The organism is Bathymodiolus japonicus methanotrophic gill symbiont, assembly GCF_019721995.1.
Lineage (GTDB): Bacteria > Pseudomonadota > Gammaproteobacteria > Methylococcales > Methylomonadaceae > Methyloprofundus.
Genome location: NZ_BLYC01000056.1, coordinates 1 through 17,243, shown reverse-complemented (window position 1 = coordinate 17,243; position 17,243 = coordinate 1). Strand labels below are relative to the sequence as shown.

Below are 17,243 nucleotides of genomic sequence, written 5' to 3'. Positions count from 1 at the left end.
AGTGATTGATTTACAATGATGTTGATGCTTTCTTTGTCAGTAAAATTATCAATAAAATCAATCAGTTAAAAAACTTGAACATCGAGTTTAAGGAGATTTTGGCAGGAGGTGAACTACAGCCTGCGTAGTAAACTCTAAAAATGGAATAGGTAGATGTTAAACCACCTATTCCATCCTCATAAATGTGGAGGCATGAAATAGGTGGTTTAACATCTACCTATTCCATTTTTAGAGTTTACTACGCAGGCTGTAGTTCACCTCCTGCCAAAATCTCCTTATACTCGATGTTCAAGTTTTTTAACTGATTGATTTTATTGATAATTTTACTGACAAAGAAAGCATAAACATCATTGTAAATCAATCACTTATAAAACAAAGCCGGAAAAATGTACTTTTCTTAGCCCAGTTATAGCTGAAAACTTGAACATCGAGTTAAAGGCATAACTCGAAAGCTGCTCTTCATCCAAGCCAGCCTCGGGTTGTGTTGTTGGCTTCTCATGTGCAGGCTCCTCTGGGTAGTGATGCCCACGTGTTTGAGGAAAAAGGGGCTGCACAGTTTTATATATAAAAACCCTAACGGGTTTACTGCGCCCTATCGGGCGCAGTATCGACTGAAAAAAGAAAATGGCCTTCGGTGGGGTGGGCTTTTTCTTTGAATGTTAGCCTAAAATAGCAGCGGCTTTATAAGGTGAAAATGACTAAAGTCAGGTTAAATTAAAATATATCCATTTGATTTTAAAGTTAAAAAACACGCTGAGTAGTTACAATAAAAGGTAACCTTTTATTTAAAAGCCCACCCACCGAAGGCCATTTTCTTTTTTTCAGTGGATAATTGACCCTATCGGGCCAAAGTAAACCCGTTAGGGTTTATGCTTTTAATTGTTTTTTGGGTTTAGAAACAAGAATATCTAAGAAAATATCTTGTTTTCCTAGATATTCTTTAGATTATCTTTAGGTGATTTTTTAGCTTTTTCTACAGGCAATGAGTTTCGTTGCCTGTAGAGGTTTTTGAAAAAAAAAGTGTTTCTGTTATGTCGATAGAACGTTTCTGTTATGTCGATAGAACGTTTCTGTTATGTCGATAGCAAAAATGTCTAATTATTAAACTTTTCTTCTCTTTCGTTTTACAGTTAAAACTGTATTTTTACCCTTTTTTGAAGGAAGACAAGACCAGTAGCCTAATTTATTTATTTCTGCGCAAGCACTTACTAACTTCATTCTGCGAATCCTGATCGCTCCTGCCGTTATATTTTCATCGTAACGCGAGTAGACCTTATCAGCTAACATATCGACATTTAAAACACGCTCTTGCCCCATATCAACAAGCCCTGATAAAACATAATGCAGTGCTTTTGATTCTGAGCTTGTTTTAGATTTATCCAGTTTTGATCGTTCTGTTCTATTAACTAGGACATATCCCTCTTCATTTCCTAGTATTGCCTGAGCAGATAACGGATTAATGCAAATAGAAATATCTCTTATTTCTCCTTTTTCACCATAAAGACCGGAGACAGAAAGTAGATTGAACGACCAAAACCCTTTTTTACAATCATAATCAAAAGAAACTCTTGATAACCGTTTTAATGAAGATCTTAACCAGTTATAGCTATTTGAGTTTGTGGGTCTACCAAGCTCATTCAATATTTCATATCCTGTAGCCCTAACCATTAAAGCGACAGCTGTCTCTGCTGAACCTCCTAGATTAAGTTCTTCTCTTAATTTAATTCCAACCTCTGACTCAGGGTTTTCGTTAATATAAACACCTCTATCCTCAGCTCTAGCAATTGCTAACAAACAGAGCAAAAGATCCTGATCTGCGATATCCAACTCGTGAAAAATTGCAATAGTTAAAGTATCACCATTTTTAGCTGTGTATATACGCTCAATCCCTTTTTTTCTAGCTCCCCGCTTAATTGGTCTAAATTGGGGTGCCGCATGGATTATTTTTTTTGATCTGGCTGCGGGATAATTAATATGACTATCCATTTTTTCTGGCTCCCGCTTTTTTATTTTCTTTTTCTATCTTATGCAAATGCACCGGTTTTAATACACCACCTTCATGAAATTTCAACCACTTTTCTATAAATGGAATTCCGTAATTTTGTTTTGAAACCCCGAAGCGGATGTAATGGCTTCTAAAATCTTCAGCTATTGGTTTTTTGTCAAATTGACGATCAGAGAACCCCTTCGCCTCATCTTTTGACATTTTAGATACATAACTACACCAGCGCGAATTATCGACCAGTACAGATGCTCCTCGCGAGGCTTGTTGTAAATCAGCCATCCCACCCAGCGCGCTTGCTTTACTAACATGATGTAGAAATAAAACAGATGCTCCAGTCTCAGCCGCTATATGTTCTAGGCAACCCATTACTATAGCTGCCTGACCGTTATTATTTTCATCGAGCTGATGAATCCTGGATAAAGTATCAAAGACAATTAATCTAGCGCCTGTAGCATAATCAATAATTGATTTTAAATGTTTATCATCAATAATATTCAATCGCTTACCCATTACAGGCAAAATATGTAGATTCTGAGCAATGGATTTTTTAGCATCATTATTAAGTGATCCGCCTATTGCATGCAATCGTCTATTAACAATAACATCAGGATCCTCAGCGTTAAAATAAACGACCTGACCAGGAGCTGGATTTAAATCTAGTAAATCGCCGCCAGCGACAGAACATGCGATACTCATACACGCCTGGAGTGAAAAAAAAGACTTCCCTGACGCTCCTGGAGCAACCAGAGAACCAACAGTTCCAGCTAAAAAGCTTGGTAAAACAAAATCTAATTCTTGAGGTTTTTCCTCAAAAGCTTTTAAAATATCTATTCTCATAAAATTCTCAGTGTTTTTTATGGGTTTATGGGTACCTACGTGAGTGCTCGAACACTCACGTAGGCAATTTAATTAATTTTCTTGTATTCAATAACAGCTTTATTAGTTTTATAATCATTAGAATTTATATCAATAAACATTTCCTCACACTCGTCGCACGAATAATGCTCCAGGCAGGAAGTTTTAAAACATCCGGAATAGCAAATACCACTTTGTTTTTCTATGAATTGAAGTTCGTTTAATTCGCATTCAGGGCACAAGAGGCCAGCATTCTGATCCACTACCTGGTCAATCGGCCCATCATAAACATTAATCTTATTTCTCTTAGTTTCAATTTTATTTACATTAACAATTTTCATGATTTTTTTTGTTCATCATTTTTTGTTTTTAATAAGTTTATTTGATTCTTACAGGCATCTCGATCCGTCCTGACTTTATCTAGTTCATCACGTAATTTTTCTTGCTTTTCAACAAGAGCGACATAAGATTTATTTTTTTCTTCCAAATCATTTAACTCTTTATTAATTCGATCAGAAAGCGCTTTTTCAGCCGTATGTTTCGCTTTTAAGGCATCATCCATCTGTTTCTTAATTACTTTCTCTTTTTCCTTGTAAGCATTATTTAAATTAGCTATTTCAGACGCATTGTTTTCATTTGCGTTTCTCAGATCAGCCTCAAGACTACCAACCTGATTATTTAATTTATTGATTTTCGATAAATTATCCTTTTTTTCTTTATCCAATTCTCCTATATGCCCAGATAACTTGGCGTTTTCTTTAGATAATTCTTTGTTGCTATCTTCAAACCCTTTAGCTTTATCTTCAAGATTTGTAACAGATAAAGATAGGTTCTTAATCTCTTTATCCTGATCTTCTGTTTTAGTTAATAATTCAGAATTTATAGTAACTAGATCGTCATGTTTATCTGTTGTTTCTTCAAGCTTTTTAGCCTCTTCTTCAAGCTCTAATGATAATGCATCAGCTAGCTCGCCTGCTTCACTAGCTATTGCCTCAAATTCCCCCCTAGCAACCTCCAGAGCTTCACGTTCTGACTTGAGGTGGTCAGTAGCTAATGATTGAGCAAACCCCCACAGGTTGCTTCCTAAATCAGTTAATTGTTCGGTAATCTGGTCCGGAGCCGGCTCTTTGATGTCAGCAAGCGCTTCTTCTTTCATCTGGTTTGATCTCCAGATTTTCATTGCATCACTAATAGTTGTGAAGCTGAAGTTTCCCAATAATTATTTATGGTAAAATTGAAACTATGCTACAACTATATGAAAAAAATAGTCTTTTCATTCGTTTCAAATGCTATTGCCTAAGGGGAATTAAGTAGGGGTTTGCTATAAACATGGCAAAACCACCTAAAATAAACCTCGATACACCAGCATTGTGTATTTCAGCTACTCAATAATTGGTAAACTTCAGTTGTGAAGCTCCCACCACCTAGTTCTTTACGAACATTTGCTAGCGTTGGTTTTATGTTGTTTTCAACCAATTGATCAGCAATTTCGTGTATTTTTTTATCCGGATTTGACATGCTTTACCTCTTTTATTGATTGTCGATTGGATTAATCTCTTGAGTTTCCCCCAGTGATCCTGCTGATTCGTCTGGTTTTGGTTTTATATATTCATTCCAGTCATTGAGTGGCGCAGGCGTTAACCTCTCGACCTCTTTATTTTTTATGTATCCTTGAATATCATCAAAACTTTTGTCACCCCGCATATTTTTGTCATTATCAAAACCAATAACGACTCGATCATATTTTTTAGATAAATTAAATACTACCCTTGAGCTAACTCCACCAACCGCTATGATGTCAAAATTCTTGTATTCCGCGTACTCTGGAATGGTTTCTAGAAGCTGAATAAAAGATATTGCGTCAATTCCAGATTCAACAAAAACAACCCCATCAGGATTCTTTTTTGTTAGTTTAAATCCATCATCTTTAACTCCATTAAATCCTTTCCATTTGATGCCCCTGGTTCCTGACTTTTCAACACCTTTAGATCCATAGCGAAAGCATGCGTTTTTCATAAAGTCAGAGAATATGCGGTCTTTATCGTGAAGAAAATCAATATATTTTTTATCTAACCCACGTTTTTCTATTAAATAATCTCTAACATGTGGCCAATGTTGATCAATTGGATCCGGGAGAGGTGCATGCGCTTTTGTTGCTTTTTCCGCTTCTTTTTTTGCATGAGTCATCGCAGAGCCTATCGCAGCGTTGTTCCCAACTTCATCACCCAGCCATCTCACCGCTTGGGAAAAATCAAATCCTTGCAAATGCATCACTAAGTCAATAGCTCCACCACCACCAAAATTTTGATAATGATTAAAAAATTTGGAATTGTTTAAAGCGATTTGTTCCCCGTTGTATTCCCAAACATTCCCCCTTCCTTTAAGGCGTTTAGCGTTAGAGCGCTCCATTATTTCAGCTAAATCAGTATCTCTAACCAAATTTGCTTCTTTTTTCATACGTTCAAGCTCTTCAGCATATTTTTTCGTCGTAGCTTCTGCTTGTTTCGCTTTTTTAGTAGCTATTGCTGATGTCGCTGCTTTTGATTGGATTGGTTGGTAAGTTGGTTTTTGAAAGTCGTTTATTCTTTCAGATTCATCATTAGCCCATTCTTTCCGTTTTTTATCTTTTATTAAAACAGGAGGAGATGGTATAGAAGCTTCTGGAACGGTAAGTATCTCTGAGCTTTCTAATGATCCATAAAATTCTTTTATGGTTGTATGGGTTGACTCACTCCCTTTAATTCCACGCTCCAAGCCTAATGACTTCATTGTTTCAAAATAGCGATCCTGCATTTCTGATAACAATTTTCTTCCATCTAGCCATTTTGCTGCATTTAATTTACCTTTTTTGTTTTTCTCGTAATCAATGGGCACAATAACCGCTTGGATGTGCGGGGTTGCTTCATCGAGGTGACAGATTGCGGAAACGACATTATCAGCGCCATACTCCGCTTTCAAATAATCAATTCCACGCCTGTTGAAATCATCCACTTTTTGTTTGTTATACTCCCCATGAGAGCTCACATCACCACGAAAGAAGTCTGGCGAAGCTGTCATTAAAACCTCAACAGCCAAAACTCCGTTTTTTCTGATTTTTATATCACCAATCCTATTTTTTACCGCTTCAACTAAATCATCATTTTTACATTCAATTAAACGAATATTGTCTGGCGTTTTTTCTGAGTCAGCATTTTTTGTTTCCCTGGTTCTAAAGTGATGTGATCCAACTCCACCGATATTTCCAAATGTTTTCAATTTTTCGTTTCTCATTATTGCGTAAGCCATAATATTTTTACTCGCATTCTGCTTCGTTTATTTATATATAAGCCTATCAGTAGATTTAGGAATTGTTAATAGTATTGTAACTACTCAGCGTGTTTTTTAACTTTAAAATCAAATGGATATATTTTAATTTAACCTTACTTTAGTCATTTTCACCTTTAAAAAGGGATGAAAATGACTAAAATTCAGAGAGATACATTAATTATTATTTTAAATCAATCTGTTATGAGTTTAAATTACGCTGAGTAGTTACATAGTATTTACAATTCCGTATTCCGTACGTACTCACTACGGAATTTTCTGATATTTACTGCCGTAAATGCAAAGTTCCTTCGATCGTCCTGCGGAGCAAAAGATTAAAAACAATAAGGTGCTTCGCGGCTTTTTATCTGTCCAATTTTTCAATGAATACGTGGGGTGTAGGCCCTTGCTCTGTAATAAACTCACAACTGAACCTTACGGCACAATTAAGTCTGTACGACAAAGCCACCAAGAACACCTGTTGGGATGTAAAGCGAGAGTAGGTCTTGTTTTATGGCGCGAGTGAGCGGCATACCCAAGAGGGGAGGTAATAATGTCTCATCCTTTTTTTGCGATAGAACTAAAACTTGGTCATCACAGCCCTTTATTTAGTAAATGAACAGCGATGACAGAACGCCCCCATGTTTCATGAACTTAGGGGGATGACGAGCCAAAAACAAATCTCTAAAGGACTTATTAGAAGTCTTAACTACAGCTAAACTTGCTATGTCTTGCTTGTATGAGCTAAAGTTATTGGTAATAAAATCTGATATTTCCTCTTTCAGGTTTAGAAACAAGCCCCCGAACTTTTAAAGTTTAGGGCTAAAAGGCAAAAAAAAACCCAAGCATTTTTAAGTGCTTAGGTTTTTTTGCCTTTATTAAAGGTTGTGTATGAGTGATTACAGTCACTCACCACAGCTTGAAAGTAAGAGACACACTCTTGCAATCAAACGAAGACTAATTATATCTTAATTAGTCTCTCATTTGTTAAGCATTTCAAGTTTTCTCTCTCTTCTTTACAAGCTCAGCCCCTATTTTGGACTCAAGATGTTTTGGGATAGGTCAGGACAGCGTTGCCGATCAAGGACTTTGCTAAGGTAACCCATAAGGCATTTTTTGTATAAAGTAGAAGTCGCAATCTTATAGCCGTTTTGATTGCGAGATTTGAATTTTATAGTGCAAAAGGTGGCGCGTTTGGAGCAGGGGCGGATATTTTATATATCTGGTAACGCGCAGAGCGTAACGGTTGTGAAAGGGACTTGAAAACTCGAGTAACACGATTCCAAGATACACAGAAACTCAAGCTGATATTCTCTGTTTTTTTAAGCAGTTTTTCGGAGGGGGGAGCTGTGAAATCGGGGAGTCGCTTGTTTTGCGAAAGCTCGTTTTGCGCATCCCAGCCCAAGCAAGCAGCAAAAACTTAACGCGACCACTTATGCCTCCGGCGGCCCCGATTCGTCCTCGTCACCTCGTCCCGACCCAACAAGGGGTCGGAACATAGGCTCCAAATGACTTGACGCCGTGTCGGATGGCCTTTTATTTTGTCTCCACCTTCGCTAACGCTCAGACTCCGACAAAACAACGGCCCTACGGCTATCGCGGACTAAAAATCATCACTTCGCTTAGGCTACGTTTCCCTGATTTTCAGCGGGGGATTCTTGATCCTTCCTTAGGGGGTAAATGGCTGTACTTCCTATCTCTTTATTCTTATTAAAGATACAATTGATTATTATTGATGCGCGGAGCGCGGTTTAAGAGAATACATATCGCTGGGAATGTGCGTGTTCTTTTTATCATAGTAAAACACTAAATTCTTTTTCAAATTCTGGCTTAGTATCCGTTTTATTATAAAAAGGCATCCCCCAAACTATGTAATTTCTATCTTTCCATAGCTGTTCAATTTTATGCTCTGTTTTTAACTGCATTAAAAAATTATTTTTCCATTCATCATGTTTTATTAAATGGCTTCCTTTCGGTTCAATGAATACTTGGTAATGCATAACTGTACTTATATCGTCTTTAATTAAAAACAATACAAAATCAGGTTCAAAAACTCGCCCATCATCAAAATTAAAAAGCTTGAAATGTCGTTCATTACGCAGCAAATACACTTTTGAATATTTTTGTTTTAGTTTATCAATATATTTAACCAAATGTTTTTCTTCTGATGTGCCGTAGTTTTCATTAAATACAAACCAATCTTTAGCGGATAAATCCATATATAAATCTTGATTAGTTGTTTTACCTTGAGCAATGCCAAACTCTTGATCGTTATTACCGTCATTAACAATATTCAGAGTTTTATCTGTAAAGGTATCTTTCACCATGAATGGTTTAAACTCTTTCGTGCCTTTGTAGTCAACTTTTTCAGCCTGTAATTGGCTGCTTAATTTATCCAGTAAACGCACAACGCAATCTAGTTTATTATCTTGGGTTAGGTTATTTACTACTATTTCAGATCCATCAACCTCTATTCTTATTTTTCCAAGGTAGCTATCGGACTCAATAAATTCTGAAAGGCTTTTTAAGTGAGGAAAGAAGCGTTTTAAACTTGAAAATTGATATTCAGGAAATTTAGGTCGCTTACGCTTTTAGCGAGGCCATAGGTTTGCTCCAATAATTGAAGTCAAAAAAACAAGTGTTTTTTTTACATCGCCATCAACACAGCTAATCACCGTCAACAAGACCTTATTTTTAGTAAATAGTGTTAAAAAAGGCTGTTAAAAAACATATCCCATGATATAGTTAATAAAACCCGTGTTAAAAAAGAAGGTTCTGTCGCAAAAGATACGTATTTATGTAAACCAGGCTATAAACCTGTTTTCATTCCTCTCATGAAAAAAGCATCATGCAGAAGAAAATACTATTACCTCATCGGGATAATTGAATTGATAAGCCAGGTATGATCTGGTGTTAAGGAAAATAATTACTTAAAAAATGGTACAATTTTTAGTTGAGCATGTAAACCTACTTTGGGTGAAAATCAAGCCTTCCATCACTGCGTAATCCTTATACAGAATTTAATGATAAAAAAGAATATCTTAATATTGGTTTTAATAACTATTGTATTATCCGGATGCTCTAAAGATCACTTTAGAAATCGTTTTGATACTTATTACGGAAGCTATGCTAGTAACGAGAGACAAAATATCCCCACCTTAGTTTTACCAAAACTTATTGAAACTAATGATATAAATAAAAAAGTAGCCGACTATAAAAATAGAAATTACGTTGTTTTGGGGGACTCAAAATTTGATGGGGAGTGGGAGGCGAGAACAAAAGCTATTGATCTTGCCAATAAAATAGGGGCAAGTATCATTATTATCCAGTCGAAGGAAATTTCCGATATTTCTCATAGATATTCTATCTCTGTTCCTACAAGTAACACTTCATATCACTCTGGCAGTGTTTCTACAGGTATTTCTTATACAGGCACTTCAACCACGCACGGTAGTCTGGAAATTCAGGGAGAATATACCGTTAGAGAGTATAGGCAAAAAGCAGTATTTATGATCAAAGGGAAATTAGGTAATGTCACTAACTAGAAAACTGGTAGTATGTCTTGTTATGATTATTAACACGGGTTGCGCTACTTTTAGTCGTGGTTACACTCCAGAAACTGTCACGACGACTTCAAGATACACTGATTCTGATACTGTACCTCTTCAAGACATCTCGTTTTCGGTAGACTTAATAAGTGAGATAGGACGTTTTGATGCGCTAAGTAAAGAAGACATTGTAGAGGAAGTTAAAGAAAAATTGAGAGCTACAGGACTATACAAAAAAATATTATATGCGCCTTTTATAAAAAAAGAATCAAAGCATTTCTATTTTCAAATCATTATTAGCGGAACGAAAGAAGAGGAAGGCTTTTTTCTCGGTTATTTGTCAGGTCTAACAGTGATGTCAATACCCGTAATTTCTGATTACTACTCAGATATGTCGGTGTTTATTATAGAAAAAAATAATGAGGTATTTTCTGCATCAGCTTCAGAAAAAATAATTAAGATCATTTGGCTTCCTCTTATTATTTTAAGCCCCTTGTTTAATGATTACGCTATTGCTAATAAAGTGCTTGAAAAACAAGTTGATTACTTAATAAGAGAAATATCGGCAAGGCCAACTGGGGTCTAAAGCAGCCCCTATTGTCAAGACAATTTTCTCCAAATGATTAGGAAAAATATCTAACATTCTCATAAAAAACGTACCTCGCTTGGTGTGTGATAATCAAGCAGACTTTTGGGAGCATTTAGGTCGAACAGTAGCCACTTTTGGCTATCTTGAAGATGCTCTTGTAAAAGGGATTTATGTATTTGAAGTGATGACGAAATGTGACAAAAAAGTGAAAGACTTAGAGAGTTTTGAGAAGTGGTATTATGATACTCTTAATAGCAATCTACTTAAGAATATGTCACTACCATTTGGAAAGCTTGTTAAAAAATATCATAATTTAGCAAATAATAATTCTTTAATTAATAAAGATGATGTCATCAAAAAACAATTAAAATTTTTAGATGATGAGGTCGTGAAATTTAGGAATATGTTCTGTCATGCAGGTTGGAGAGTTCCTGACAAAGAAGGAAAGTCACTTCCTATTTATCTCAACAATAATGGAGAATACTTTAAAACACCAGTTGGTACTGAATTCTTACAGCAAACTCAAAAACATATTGCAGAACTTATATGCTTAGTAATGGAGATTAGTACAATACTGGATCCTGAGGGCCGATGCCTACCATCAAAACCTGGTATTGTTGAATAAAATAACGTTTATAACTGAAGTTTCCCAATTATTGAGTAGCTGAAATACACAATGCTGGTGTATCGAGGTTTATTTTAGGTGGTTTTGCCATGTTTATAGCAAACCCCTACTTAATTCCCCTTAGGCAATAGCATTTGAAACGAATGAAAAGACTATTTTTTTCATATAGTTGTAGCATAGTTTCAATTTTACCATAAATAGTTATTGGGAAACTTCAGTTTATAATACATTTGTTTTTTACTTCAATTATCAAGCAACTAAAGGAACATTCAGGCGCGCCATGCTACCTCACGAAATTCCGGGACTCCTGTCGCCATAATTCGTTCACCTACGCAGCGGATGGGAGATGCCCTGAACGCCCTGCGTCCGCAACGACTACGCACAAAAGCCGCTTCGTCATTACTACCTCACTGGCTGGACGGCTATTCGGAATGCAATTCTTGCTCCTCTCGCGTGCTGCTAGCACACGTCGAATCAGCGACGCCTCGGAATATCTTTTGTTTTCTCACCATGGCTGGCAGCGACACTTCGAAGTCCCAGTAGTTCTGTTTTACTCATGTCTTTTCTTGTTTCACTCTCGAATTTATCATGCTGTTTCTCCAGCTTTTGCTTGATTGGATTCACCTTTTCTGAAACCCAATAGCTTAAATGAGGAAGAATAAAAATATACAACGCCGTTAATGTTAATGGCATAAAGAACAAATCGAGAAAACCGGGATACGTTAAAAGATTACGTACAGACATCTCTTGCAACATATTTTTTATTCTTACGTCTGGTGTTCCTGTACCAAAAAACAATAAAGCCAACTTACCCCAATTACATAAAACCCATGAAGATATAAATGGACCAAGAATTATATCATTAATTCTTTTTCGAAAACTCATTGCCACAGAATTATAAATATCATCAAAAATTTCCATTACACTTACATTGAGCGGGTCTATTTATTCATGTAACACATTGATTTTAAATGATTTCATATAAGCCATTGAAATCTACTAAACTTATTGTAACTATTTGTTTTAAAATAAAAATATAAATCCATACCCGCTCAATGTGAGATTACATATTATTTTTCTAGTCTTTAAGAAAGCTCTTCCCACCACCTACAGCTAACACGGACGGAAAAATGTTTACTTTGCTAAAGCTCTATTTTCATCCGCAATTTTTTTATGCTATTGAGAATGAGAGATTAGTTAGATTACACTTTCTGATTGTGTGATTCTATCCAATCTCGTGATAATTTTTGGGCATTATTTATTTTCTCAATTGATAGCAATCTGCCTATCTTTTCCCTGTTAGCTATTGCCTTTCCCAAGTTGCCATTATATGCTGAAATATTAAAGTACATATATGCTTTATTATTGTCCTGAGTCCCCAGGTTTCCGTTAGCATACATCACACCTAGATTATATTGTGCTTTAGAATCCCCTTGCTCTGCTGACTTGGTAAACCATGTTTCCGCTTTCCTATAGTCTTTAGTGATTCCTTTGCCACTGCTATACATTGCCCCTAGGTTGAGTTGTGCGTTAGCATTCCCTTGCTCTGCTGACTTCGTAAACCACTTCGCTGCCTGATTATAGTCTTGAATAACCCCTTCTCCTTTGCTACACATCACCCCTAGATTGTATTGTGCGTTAGCATTTCCTTGCTCTGCTACCTTCGTAAACCACTTCACTGCCTGTTTATAGTCTTGAGCAATGCGTTCTCCTTCCAGATACATCACCCCTAGAGTGTATTGTGCGTTAGCATTCCCTTGCTCTGCTGACTTCGTCAACCACTTCTCAGCCTGCTTATAGTCTTGAGTAATGAGCTCTCCTTCCAGATACATCACCCCTAGATTATATTGTGCGTCAGCATACCCTTGCTCTGCTGACTTCGTAAACCACTTCTCAGCCTGCTTATAGTCTTGAGTAATGAGCTCTCCTTCCAGATACATCACCCCTAGATTATATTGTGCGTCAGCATACCCTTGCTCTGCTGACTTCGTAAACCACGTTTCAGCCTGCTTATAGTCCTGCTTTACAACTTGTCCTTTCAGATAAATCACCCCTAGATTATATTGCTCTTCAGCGTTCCCTTGCTCTGCTACCTTCGTAAACCACTTCTCAGCCTGCTTATAGTCTTGAGTGACGCCTTCTCCTTTGCTACACATCACTCCTAGATTATATTGTGCGTCAGCATGCCCTTGCTCTGCTGACTTGGTAAACCACTTCTCAGCCTGCTTATAGTCTTGAGTAATTAGTTCTCCCTCCAGATATATCACCCCTAGAGTGTATTGTGCGTTAGCATACTCTTGCTCTGCTGACTTGGTAAGCCAATTCATCGCCTGCGTATCGTCTTGAGTAATGAGTTCTCCTTCCAGATATATCAAACCTAGATTATATTGTGCGTTAGCATTCCCTTGCTTTGCTGACTTGGTAAACCACTTCACCGCCTGCTTATAGTCCTGTTTTACACCTTTTCCGTTTTCATACAGCACGCCTAAATTGTATTGTGCGTTAGCATTCCCTTGCTTTGCTGACTTGGTAAACCACTTCACCGCCTGCTTATAGTCCTGTTTTACACCTTTTCCGTTTTCATACAGCACGCCTAAATTGTATTGTGCGTTAGCATGCCCTTGCTCTGCTGACTTGGTAATATCATTTATATCCTCTGTCTTTTCATTCAACGACGTTCCCCTTTAATATAAAAAATGTGTAACTGCTTTCATTGGACTAGGATCTCATAACTGGTAGTGGCTCAAACCTGTAATTATATATAAATATTTCGACAAAATTCTATCTTGTTGAGCAGTAATCCGACCATGCTTTGAGCCACTACCTACTTCCCCTTCTCAAGCCATTACTTTCCTGATCGCCAGTTCACATCTGGCTTATCCGTTCAATTATCGAGATGGGGCGAGAATACTTTTTCCTGCATGGTGTTTCATCCATTCATCGCATAAAAACAGGTTACAGTTGATTTTTACACAAACATTTGTTTTTTGCGACAGAACCAGAATAACGGATAACCCAACGATTGAGCGTAGCATGATCCACTTCAACACCTCTTTCTTCCATAATTTCTTCAAGGTCGCGATACGAAACGCCATACCTGACATAAAAGAAAACAGCATAAAGAATGACATCTTTTGGAAAGTGAGTGCCTTTGAAGCTGAGCATGTGATCCACCTTTTATTGAAATTTATCGAACCAATATAAAAGTATTATAGAATAATGATTTTATGATATTGAAAAATCAATATTTATTTTCTTTTATAAGCTCTGCAATACTCGGTTTTCCAATAGATGCAAGCCACAAATCCAGCCCTTCAAGGACTAAATCATTTAATGAGTATTGCCTATCGCTGCGCTTTTTCAGGTTCACATAGTCCAGCATTTCGAAATATAGCGGCTCTGGTAAATATGTCGGCAACTGTTGACGGTTTCCTTCTGCTTTTTTGGGTCTGCCCTTCCCTCTCTTAACTGGTTCTATCACTGGTTTATTCTGCGCGGTTTCTTTTTCAGGTTCTGCCGCTGCATTCAATAATGCGTCCATACTTGCATTTTTCTTTGATGTTTTACTGCTCATGATGCCACCTTTAAGCTATTTTGTTTTTCCTCTGTTTTTACCAGCCAATCATAAATATTTTTTACTTCCTCGGCGGCTTTGTCTTTTTCGTCATATTCTCCAACCCCAAGACCAAGCCCTGCAGCGTGGCGATATACCTTGCGTTCTACGGTCGAATAAGGACAAACAAGCCCATGAGCAGCAAGCCCTAAGCGCAACTTTTCAAATTCATTACCTACTGGGGGGCAGCGTGAAACAAGAATAGTAAAAGGCTTATCAAGGCTTTTAATCATATTAGCGGCGCTTGGTATTGCCTCAAGATCAAAAACAGACGGTTGAACTGGAACAATACAAAGTGTTGCAAATCCGATAATCACATTATGCAGGGTATCGCTTGCGCCTTTAGTATCGAAAATCACTAAATCATAACCCTGTTTTTGTGCAAAACCGTAAATCTCTTTAACCTTTTCTATATCATGGGGAACAATAACGGCTTTTATATCGTCCTCGATTTCCCGTCTTTTCCACCAATTCGCGGCGGATTTTTGTTTCTCGTCCAGATCGACAAGCAAAACCTTTTTTCCAGCTCTCTCGGCGCATACCGCCATATTGGTAGAAATTGTAGACTTTCCAACCCCTCCTTTAGAACAAACTAAAAACCAAACATCCATAATAATAACCTCATTATTTTATAATTGTGTAAAACAACAATACAGGAAGATAAAAATACTACAATAGTAAAACATATAAGTATCTTCATTTTATGATATTAAAAAATAAAAATATCGTAATAGTAAAACAATCGCTGTCAGCCCCGGACGGGCTGATAGTCTCCAGAAGGCGCAGGGAAATTTGCCAATCCGAAGTGCGCGATAGCGCGCGAGGGAGGCTAAAATTTTATCCCGAATAGCCGTAGAGCCATTTGAGGTAGCCATGACTGAGCTGCTTTGTGCTCAGTCTGTGGCGGATGCAGGCCGGCTGGAGCATCTCCTGTTCGCTGCGTAGGTGAACGAATTACGGCGACAGGAGTCCCGGAATTTCGTGAGGTAGCATGGCGCGCCAGCTCTTCGCTAAGGCGGTTTATATCGCTTTTAAGGCACTTTAACAGCTAACCCCTGCTATGCACACCAATTAAGGGTTTTGCGGGTCTTTTTAGGGGCTTACATGCCCGCCAATAAGCGATTGACTAATTTGGGTGTGTGGTATGTGGTTTGTTATAGCTGTTGCAGAAAACAAAGATTAAACGGTAAACCATTCCAAAATAAAGGGTTGGCTTATTGCAACAAGCAACAGTATTCTGGGGACTCTTTGCCCTAGGGAGGGGTAACTTTTTAAACTTCATAATAAAACGCTATTTAGTGTGCAACCTAATATAGCTTGTACTATACCTATAATCCTTTTATAATCAAAGACTAGGGCTACTGTAACGTACAACCTATGGATATTTATACGAAATCATTACATTTACAATTTAGGGTTTTATAGTTACCCCTCTTTGGCCGCATTTCTTGGAGCTTTTTTTATTGAGCATCTACGGTCAGCGGATTTTCAGAAGTATCCAGTTCAGGGAAAGCCACAGCTCTCAAGCGTTTATTCATCTCAGCTTCAAAACACACCATGTTCTGGGGCAACACGCGTATGACTTCATTTCAACTAATTATTAAACGTGAATGAAATCAATTTCTTGCTCAATTAGGATAAATTATCATGGTTGGGAAAACCATAGTTTCCCTTTGGGTTTAATTACTGCAATCCCTTAAACTGTATAATATAACCAATCGCTTGTTCATCAGAGCAATTTGAGTAGACCTTTAATTTAGCGGACTCTCAGCCCTAGTGGGAAGTAACTTTTTTTAGCGTATATCCGGTATATTCATATTCCCTTATATAAGAAAATACAAGGGAATCTGACTCTAATGGATTGAGCTATCAGCTTTACTTAAAGGCGGCATAAAATAAGCCCTCCTATTGTGCTTCACATTAAGACCCTTTAACACTTTTTTTACAGCCATCTGGTTCGACCTGTTAGTTATTATACTCTCAGGCAACTCATTGATTATCTCGGAGTTAGTCATTTTAATTGTTCTATTACTAAGTACCTCACCCGTTTTGTCAGCAGTAAACTCAAACACCTCCAAAACTATATCTTTCAATGACCTATTGTCAGGACAGCCTAAGATTTCCGCACGTAGAGCCTCTTCTTCGGGCGTAAGCCACCATTGCTCCCCATGTGTATAGGCATGCCATATAAACGCCCACAAGTCTGTATAATCAAAATTAGAAATACGTGGATAATCTAACCGACCTTTAGCAATAACGGGTAGAAGCCTTCTATCCCACCTAGCACCTTTGGGTGGATATTCTCCCTCAACAGAAGTCATACACGATACATGCCTACGTATGACTGTAGGTTTTCTAGCGTACGTTAATCTTATTTCATCCACCTCTTTTGCCAAAAATCCTTTTAACTCGGGCAGCCCTTTCTTCTTCAACGCAGGGTCTAGGCCTGCAAGTTCAGGTATCCAGCACCTAAGAATATTAAGCATAGAATCCCGGTCTTTTGTATCTAGGCGAACAGAGTCTTTTATGTATTTATGAAGTTCCGCAGGGAGTAGGTATTTAATAAATGAAGTTTTATGGAGTCCTTGATCTCCACCTAGCACCAGCACACATTCATATTTGGGGATAGCATCTGGATGCTTACCTTCATGCTTTGCCATATCAGCGGCCGCACAGCATTGTATTAGCCATCTATACATGGCGAC

General features: G+C 37.5%; 19 protein-coding genes and 1 pseudogene. 7 read left to right on the top strand and 13 right to left on the bottom strand.

The features are described from left to right. Positions 1 to 1,101 precede the first annotated feature (1,101 nt). The 5 genes from repC to mobV all read right to left on the bottom strand — a co-directional run bounded on the left by repC (position 1,102) and on the right by mobV (position 6,145). Positions 1,102 to 1,986, bottom strand: coding sequence for a replication protein C, IncQ-type (repC, locus tag K6984_RS27125; RefSeq protein ID WP_221898204.1), 885 nt, complete (start codon positions 1,984 to 1,986; stop codon positions 1,102 to 1,104). Continuing rightward, positions 1,979 to 2,842 carry a helicase RepA family protein gene (locus tag K6984_RS27120; RefSeq protein ID WP_221898203.1) on the bottom strand — a complete coding sequence of 288 codons (864 nt, stop codon included), beginning with the start codon at positions 2,840 to 2,842 and terminating at the stop codon, positions 1,979 to 1,981. The genes repC and K6984_RS27120 overlap by 8 nt, the downstream gene beginning before the upstream one ends. Before the next feature lie 355 nt (positions 2,843 to 3,197). Then, on the bottom strand, positions 3,198 to 4,076 hold the full coding sequence (locus K6984_RS27115; RefSeq protein ID WP_221898202.1) for a DNA-binding protein: 879 nt from the start codon (positions 4,074 to 4,076) through the stop codon (positions 3,198 to 3,200). Positions 4,077 to 4,237: 161 nt separating this feature from the next. Beyond that, positions 4,238 to 4,378 (bottom strand): DNA-binding protein, encoded by a 141-nt coding sequence (locus K6984_RS36740; RefSeq protein ID WP_221898201.1) that lies wholly within the window; start codon positions 4,376 to 4,378, stop codon positions 4,238 to 4,240. Positions 4,379 to 4,390: 12 nt separating this feature from the next. Further along, positions 4,391 to 6,145 carry a MobV family relaxase gene (gene mobV / locus K6984_RS27105; protein ID WP_263458893.1) on the bottom strand — a complete coding sequence of 585 codons (1,755 nt, stop codon included), beginning with the start codon at positions 6,143 to 6,145 and terminating at the stop codon, positions 4,391 to 4,393. Positions 6,146 to 7,535: 1,390 nt separating this feature from the next. On the opposite strand from mobV, the gene K6984_RS35170 reads away from it, so the two are divergent. Then, positions 7,536 to 7,664: a hypothetical protein gene (locus tag K6984_RS35170; protein ID WP_263458892.1), complete on the top strand. Its 129-nt coding sequence runs from the start codon at positions 7,536 to 7,538 to the stop codon at positions 7,662 to 7,664. 27 nt (positions 7,665 to 7,691) lie between these two features. Beyond that, positions 7,692 to 7,877, top strand: a complete 186-nt coding sequence (locus K6984_RS27100) for a hypothetical protein (protein ID WP_221898199.1) — start codon at positions 7,692 to 7,694, stop codon at positions 7,875 to 7,877. Positions 7,878 to 7,956: 79 nt separating this feature from the next. On the opposite strand, the gene K6984_RS27095 is transcribed toward K6984_RS27100, so the two are convergent. After that, positions 7,957 to 8,571: a hypothetical protein gene (locus tag K6984_RS27095; protein ID WP_221898198.1), complete on the bottom strand. Its 615-nt coding sequence runs from the start codon at positions 8,569 to 8,571 to the stop codon at positions 7,957 to 7,959. 615 nt (positions 8,572 to 9,186) lie between these two features. On the opposite strand from K6984_RS27095, the gene K6984_RS27090 reads away from it, so the two are divergent. From K6984_RS27090 to K6984_RS27075, 4 genes are all read left to right on the top strand, one after another. After that, the gene (locus K6984_RS27090) at positions 9,187 to 9,708 is read left to right on the top strand and encodes a hypothetical protein (protein WP_221898053.1); all 522 of its coding nucleotides are present in this window, start codon (positions 9,187 to 9,189) and stop codon (positions 9,706 to 9,708) included. Beyond that, positions 9,695 to 10,297 carry a hypothetical protein gene (locus tag K6984_RS27085; protein WP_221898052.1) on the top strand — a complete coding sequence of 201 codons (603 nt, stop codon included), beginning with the start codon at positions 9,695 to 9,697 and terminating at the stop codon, positions 10,295 to 10,297. The genes K6984_RS27090 and K6984_RS27085 overlap by 14 nt, the downstream gene beginning before the upstream one ends. An 82-nt stretch (positions 10,298 to 10,379) precedes the next feature. Then, entirely contained in the window at positions 10,380 to 10,925 is a 546-nt protein-coding gene (locus tag K6984_RS27080; RefSeq protein ID WP_221898051.1) for a hypothetical protein, read from the top strand. Positions 10,926 to 11,264: 339 nt separating this feature from the next. Then, the gene (locus K6984_RS27075; RefSeq protein ID WP_221898050.1) at positions 11,265 to 11,468 is read left to right on the top strand and encodes a hypothetical protein; all 204 of its coding nucleotides are present in this window, start codon (positions 11,265 to 11,267) and stop codon (positions 11,466 to 11,468) included. Here K6984_RS27075 and K6984_RS27070 read toward each other — a convergent pair. The 6 genes and pseudogenes from K6984_RS27070 to K6984_RS27045 form a co-directional block, all read right to left on the bottom strand. Next, on the bottom strand, positions 11,400 to 11,846 hold the full coding sequence (locus K6984_RS27070; RefSeq protein ID WP_221898049.1) for a hypothetical protein: 447 nt from the start codon (positions 11,844 to 11,846) through the stop codon (positions 11,400 to 11,402). The genes K6984_RS27075 and K6984_RS27070 overlap by 69 nt on opposite strands. Before the next feature lie 281 nt (positions 11,847 to 12,127). Continuing rightward, positions 12,128 to 13,597 carry a tetratricopeptide repeat protein gene (locus tag K6984_RS27065; RefSeq protein ID WP_221898197.1) on the bottom strand — a complete coding sequence of 490 codons (1,470 nt, stop codon included), beginning with the start codon at positions 13,595 to 13,597 and terminating at the stop codon, positions 12,128 to 12,130. 313 nt (positions 13,598 to 13,910) lie between these two features. Beyond that, a pseudogene (locus tag K6984_RS27060) lies at positions 13,911 to 14,090 on the bottom strand (hypothetical protein); the annotation flags it as partial. Between the two features lie 76 nt (positions 14,091 to 14,166). Next, a complete protein-coding gene (locus K6984_RS27055) occupies positions 14,167 to 14,499 on the bottom strand; it encodes a hypothetical protein (RefSeq protein ID WP_087870439.1) in 333 nt (110 codons plus the stop codon). Further along, a complete protein-coding gene (locus K6984_RS27050; RefSeq protein WP_221898047.1) occupies positions 14,496 to 15,149 on the bottom strand; it encodes an AAA family ATPase in 654 nt (217 codons plus the stop codon). The genes K6984_RS27055 and K6984_RS27050 overlap by 4 nt, the downstream gene beginning before the upstream one ends. A 90-nt stretch (positions 15,150 to 15,239) precedes the next feature. Next, positions 15,240 to 15,413, bottom strand: a complete 174-nt coding sequence (locus K6984_RS27045) for a hypothetical protein (RefSeq protein ID WP_221898196.1) — start codon at positions 15,411 to 15,413, stop codon at positions 15,240 to 15,242. Between the two features lie 12 nt (positions 15,414 to 15,425). Between K6984_RS27045 and K6984_RS27040 the strand changes: the two genes are divergently transcribed. Then, positions 15,426 to 15,590 carry a hypothetical protein gene (locus K6984_RS27040; RefSeq protein ID WP_221898195.1) on the top strand — a complete coding sequence of 55 codons (165 nt, stop codon included), beginning with the start codon at positions 15,426 to 15,428 and terminating at the stop codon, positions 15,588 to 15,590. Between the two features lie 801 nt (positions 15,591 to 16,391). On the opposite strand, the gene K6984_RS27035 is transcribed toward K6984_RS27040, so the two are convergent. Next, a partial coding sequence (locus K6984_RS27035) for a VapE domain-containing protein (RefSeq protein WP_221898194.1) occupies positions 16,392 to 17,243 on the bottom strand: 852 nt, incomplete at its 5' end.

Coding starts and splice junctions, on each gene's coding strand:
- repC (WP_221898204.1), bottom strand. CDS start 1,986: ATGGATAGTCATATTAATTATCCCGCAGCCAGATCAAAAAAAATAATC.
- K6984_RS27120 (WP_221898203.1), bottom strand. CDS start 2,842: ATGAGAATAGATATTTTAAAAGCTTTTGAGGAAAAACCTCAAGAATTA.
- K6984_RS36740 (WP_221898201.1), bottom strand. CDS start 4,378: ATGTCAAATCCGGATAAAAAAATACACGAAATTGCTGATCAATTGGTT.
- mobV (WP_263458893.1), bottom strand. CDS start 6,145: ATGGCTTACGCAATAATGAGAAACGAAAAATTGAAAACATTTGGAAAT.
- K6984_RS27100 (WP_221898199.1), top strand. CDS start 7,692: ATGGCCTTTTATTTTGTCTCCACCTTCGCTAACGCTCAGACTCCGACA.
- K6984_RS27090 (WP_221898053.1), top strand. CDS start 9,187: ATGATAAAAAAGAATATCTTAATATTGGTTTTAATAACTATTGTATTA.
- K6984_RS27085 (WP_221898052.1), top strand. CDS start 9,695: ATGTCACTAACTAGAAAACTGGTAGTATGTCTTGTTATGATTATTAAC.
- K6984_RS27075 (WP_221898050.1), top strand. CDS start 11,265: ATGGGAGATGCCCTGAACGCCCTGCGTCCGCAACGACTACGCACAAAA.
- K6984_RS27070 (WP_221898049.1), bottom strand. CDS start 11,846: ATGGAAATTTTTGATGATATTTATAATTCTGTGGCAATGAGTTTTCGA.
- K6984_RS27055 (WP_087870439.1), bottom strand. CDS start 14,499: ATGAGCAGTAAAACATCAAAGAAAAATGCAAGTATGGACGCATTATTG.
- K6984_RS27050 (WP_221898047.1), bottom strand. CDS start 15,149: ATGGATGTTTGGTTTTTAGTTTGTTCTAAAGGAGGGGTTGGAAAGTCT.
- K6984_RS27045 (WP_221898196.1), bottom strand. CDS start 15,413: ATGGCTACCTCAAATGGCTCTACGGCTATTCGGGATAAAATTTTAGCC.